The 4286-nt window shown below is 31.1% G+C and carries 6 protein-coding genes; 3 read left to right on the forward strand and 3 right to left on the reverse strand.

The genetic code is table 11. The features are described from left to right. Positions 1-361 precede the first annotated feature (361 nt). Positions 362-901, forward strand: a complete 540-nt coding sequence (locus ACFIO3_RS09325; protein ID WP_375606950.1) for a helix-turn-helix domain-containing protein — start codon at positions 362-364, stop codon at positions 899-901. Positions 902-1292: 391 nt separating this feature from the next. After that, on the forward strand, positions 1293-1472 hold the full coding sequence (locus ACFIO3_RS09330; protein ID WP_142416545.1) for a DUF1508 domain-containing protein: 180 nt from the start codon (positions 1293-1295) through the stop codon (positions 1470-1472). A 753-nt stretch (positions 1473-2225) separates the two neighbouring features. Here ACFIO3_RS09330 and ACFIO3_RS09335 read toward each other — a convergent pair. Together ACFIO3_RS09335 and ACFIO3_RS09340 are read right to left on the reverse strand one after the other, a co-directional pair. Beyond that, positions 2226-2537, reverse strand: a complete 312-nt coding sequence (locus ACFIO3_RS09335; RefSeq protein WP_273790799.1) for a hypothetical protein — start codon at positions 2535-2537, stop codon at positions 2226-2228. Between the two features lie 576 nt (positions 2538-3113). Then, positions 3114-3239 (reverse strand): hypothetical protein, encoded by a 126-nt coding sequence (locus tag ACFIO3_RS09340; protein WP_375606949.1) that lies wholly within the window; start codon positions 3237-3239, stop codon positions 3114-3116. 609 nt (positions 3240-3848) lie between these two features. On the opposite strand from ACFIO3_RS09340, the gene ACFIO3_RS09345 reads away from it, so the two are divergent. After that, positions 3849-4163: a helix-turn-helix domain-containing protein gene (locus ACFIO3_RS09345; protein ID WP_007347852.1), complete on the forward strand. Its 315-nt coding sequence runs from the start codon at positions 3849-3851 to the stop codon at positions 4161-4163. Here the strand turns inward: ACFIO3_RS09345 and ACFIO3_RS09350 are convergent. Beyond that, positions 4087-4269 carry a hypothetical protein gene (locus ACFIO3_RS09350; RefSeq protein WP_273790801.1) on the reverse strand — a complete coding sequence of 61 codons (183 nt, stop codon included), beginning with the start codon at positions 4267-4269 and terminating at the stop codon, positions 4087-4089. The two genes, ACFIO3_RS09345 and ACFIO3_RS09350, sit on opposite strands and share 77 nt — an antisense overlap. Positions 4270-4286 lie beyond the last annotated feature (17 nt).

Below are 4286 nucleotides of genomic sequence, written 5' to 3' on the forward strand. Positions count from 1 at the left end.
TGATCATTCCTCAAAGTTTATTTTCTAATTCAACTACAGCACACACAGTATAAATCCAAAGCTTGCATCTCTTTAAAGTTGCATCTATTAATGCAGGGGTGTATAGAATATATATGGTAAGGTTACATGAAAATTCTCTCAAAAAAAAGCAAGAGACAAATGTAGCAACAAGGAATTTTGTTTTGAAGTAAATATCAATTGTCAATACAATAAATGAAAGATTGCTTTCTATCTACGAAAATAAAAAAATAACAAGAAATTAAAGCTATAATATTGACATTATATCATAGAATATTAATACATAGTGTGCTTTTATTATTTAATGATTTATACCATGATGATTTACCGAGGGAGATAATTCGTGGCACGTCCTGAAACTGAATCAAAAACCATATTTGGAAAACGTTTACGTTATGTACGTCTTGCTTTAGGCGATCCATCACGTGAAACCTTAGCTAAAAGTTTTAGCATGACAAAAAATTCCATTGCTTTTTATGAGCGTGGAGAGAGAGAACCCAATCTTAGTGTCTTACAAACATACCGCACGTTATATGGTGTCAATATTAATTGGCTTTTAACTGGACAAGGAAAAATGTTTGACACCGAATATACAAAAGGTGATTTTGACTGGAATTATTTTATTAAAAAAATCGAGGGACTGGAAGAAACACTTTCCGATAGTGATCGTAACGAAAAACTAAATCAAGAAAAAATCGACAGTTCTTATGAAAAATTGCAGCAATATTTGTCAAGACAAGGTTTATCAAATGGTTTTAACCCTAAAACTACAACCTCTCTTATTGATATGAAAGCTAAAATGGCCAATTCTTATACCCTTAGCTTATTCATTGATTTACTCATTCGAAGCGTATCCCAAAAAGAGGTTATAGCTAATCAATAAACGTCTATTTAAAAAGAAAAACAAGAAATGATTAAACTCTACCAGTATGGAGAAAAGTGTTTTTTACTTTATCCGTGCTGGTGAAATTTTATATAATTTATAAACTTTGTTTCTATAACGACAGAAAAAATATTTGCGTTGTAAATAAAAGTATAGTGTCATTAAATTAAAAAAAATAATTTTATAGTATAAAATTCTCATTCATATCTTATTGACAATAATTTTTTTCTTGTTAAAAGAATAATAGCTCTCATAGAAATTATTTTTTAAGGTCAGAAAATTTAAGGGGCATATATTGACGACTTCCTAGAGAGACATAGATTAATGTTTACAAGCGGATTAGTTAAATATTTATCCTGAAAATTATCAGCTATTTTATGAGGTGGGAAGCATGTATTTTGAGGTGTTTCAAGGAGTTCACAATCAATGGTACTGGCGTTTAATCTCAGGAGATGCACAAAAAATTGCTTTTTCTAGTAAAGGTTACCCAACAAAACAAGATATCCTAATCAATATTGAGCAAATAAAAGAAATTACACATAAGGCTCTTATTAGAGAACTACAGTCCTAACGTTCTTTACCATTAAAACAAGCGTTTATTTTGTATAATGGTATGGTAGTTACTTTTGTGACAAATGAAAAGTGATGGATTTCCCCTCAATGAGAGAAAGTTCTTGTATTATTTCTAACACTCACAAATAACAGTCATATTCTTACAGATTATATGTTTATTTTTAATCATACTCAAATCTCTATAGCCTTTATCAAAAAGAAAATCTCTTAAGTTTTGTATTTTTCATAAAAAATAAACAAACATGAAGAGAAGATAAATCATCAATGATGAAATATATTTACTCTCCAAGATATTAATATCTTTTACGTTCATATTCCTCTTCTGTATCTGATAACCATAACTGACTTACCGATTTCATCTTCATAAAAAGCAAATATCTCTTTCTTTCTATTATCATGCAATTTTTTATACCTATTAGCTGAAACTATCGTGGCATTTATACCTTACATCTAAAAGGAACGCGCAAAATTGTTTCCAGCAATAATATAAAATTTCTGGATTGTATAGACACGCTTTTTAATAACCAGCCTACCTATAAACTAGTTTATCATCATAAATTCTTATTTTATGATCAACGACGCTCTGTCTTATAAAATTAAATGTTGTCATAAAATCAGAGTAAACCTGAATATCTCTTCCAATACAATCTCTCCATCAGCACCATAATTGGCTTCATTAAAGTTTATCTCTCTCGTCATTCCAATATTCCTAACACATTTCCAAACCCTTTAATGCAAAATATGAATACAATCACTCTTTATCATCTTCAGATTTAAGCATTTTTTTATATTTCTTTTCATTTTTTTCATATTGCTTAATTTGTTTTTTCAGTTTTTCAATTGCTTGGTCACGTCTTTTAATCACCATACTTTGCTCTCTAATAGCCCTATCTCGTTCTTCAGTCATCTTCATAGAATCTCTTAAAAACTCATGCTTTATTCTTCTAGATTCCTCTTTTAAAATTTTCACTTGACTGCGATAATATAAAGAAAACCGAAATATAACCCCGCTGCATAACAAAACAACAACCATTGCTCCCAATAAAATTTCGTTTACACTCATTTGGATCTCCCTTAATTGTCGCTCAAGTGATCATCTTGATCAATTTGTTTCATCCTCAATCAAAAAAAGAATGCAATAAATCGCATGTTCCAAGTGTGAACAGTCACTCTCGGCGTTCTTATTTTCTCCATTAAAGCATTGATAAATGACGCAAAAAAATCTCTGAAAGCGGCTAAATCTACACTCACACCAATTATTTGCGACACATTTATTGACACAAAATACAAAAAATAAGGAACGTCAAATAAAACTAACGACGCAATCCAATCATACAAGCCTTGCCCAAATCGTTCCTATCTTCCTTTTTTACGCCATGTGGAATGCGGCTATATATGAAAGTTTTTCATTATTACAAAAATCTTCAGTGTCACAAAGCACAGCATTTCTGTAAAATTTTGCCTTCCCACAAATCTTTACATCACCACAAACTAAAGCATCATTATAAACTCGAGCCTTTCTACAATCACGAGTATCACCACAAAGTTCAATACATTGAGCATTCAAAACTTGATCAAAAAAGACCGCATTAGCATAAACATATGCATCTCCACTCATATTTAAATAACGATAAAGTTCTTATTTTTCATAAACATGCGAACTCGTACGAACGACTAAACAACCATATGTTAATGCATTGTTATAAATAACAATATCATTATAAACACAGACTTCATTATAAACCGCAGCATCATAAAAACACATTCACCCCCATAAGGGCATTGATCGAATGTGCAATTCTACCAAACAACCACCTTTGTGGATCAGATTACCTTCCTGTTTAATAAAATATCCAAGATCACTTTTTTAATATTTCCCATTTTTTTACGCATATATACGATATACCATCTGATAGTGATCTAATTTATTACAATAAAGAAGAAATCAGTATTCTTTGTCTATGCAATTTACATTTTTTCTACAGCCATTATCCTATCTCTTAAGGCTCTAAAGCTTTGTTATATTCACACACTACCTCAACGCAGAATTTTTTTTACAAATTCTGATGTTGGGGTATATCTTGATTTATAATGCTGCTACGTATACTATCATAGTGAAATCTCATAAACATACGAGTGTGTATCGCCCTTTCTGGTATACACATTTACTTTTTCACAACCGTGGAACTAAGCAACCATTTTTATTGATTCGAATCTGAAAGTGTATGGGGACATTTTGTTATTAGTTAAAAACAACTCTATATGCTTCCTTAGCGAAGAGCTACACATGGATATTTTCACGCTCCTTGTATCATATATTCTGGATTCGCAACGCAATATTAACGCTATAGCGTAAATATGTAAAGGTCTAAAAATGACAAAGACTGAAAAAGATTGGTTCCAACGCTTAGTTGAATTGATAAAAAGTGACGGACGAACAATGATTGAAATAAGCAGAGCTGCAGGCTGTGGACAAAATTACGTCCAACAAATGATAAATGGAGGCAAGAGGCCTTCTGTAGATAAACTCATGGCTATTTTGAATACACTGGGAAATGCTAGTGCCATATATGTAATAACTGGTTTCAACATTTCCGATGAAGATTTAAAACTCATAACTTTGATTTCGTCTGGAGATAAAAAGAAGATTGAAGCCTTAAATGTTCTGTTGAATGAGCAGAATCTGTAGAATTTTCTACTTTATCCAATATCGCTTGCTTTTGAGACGTCGATAAAGACTCCCATTTCACAATAATATCAGATAAAGTTGTTTCAAATTTTTTATCATTCTTCATAGTCATACTCCATGTAG

This window comes from Bartonella sp. AD328YNZD (assembly GCF_042196425.1).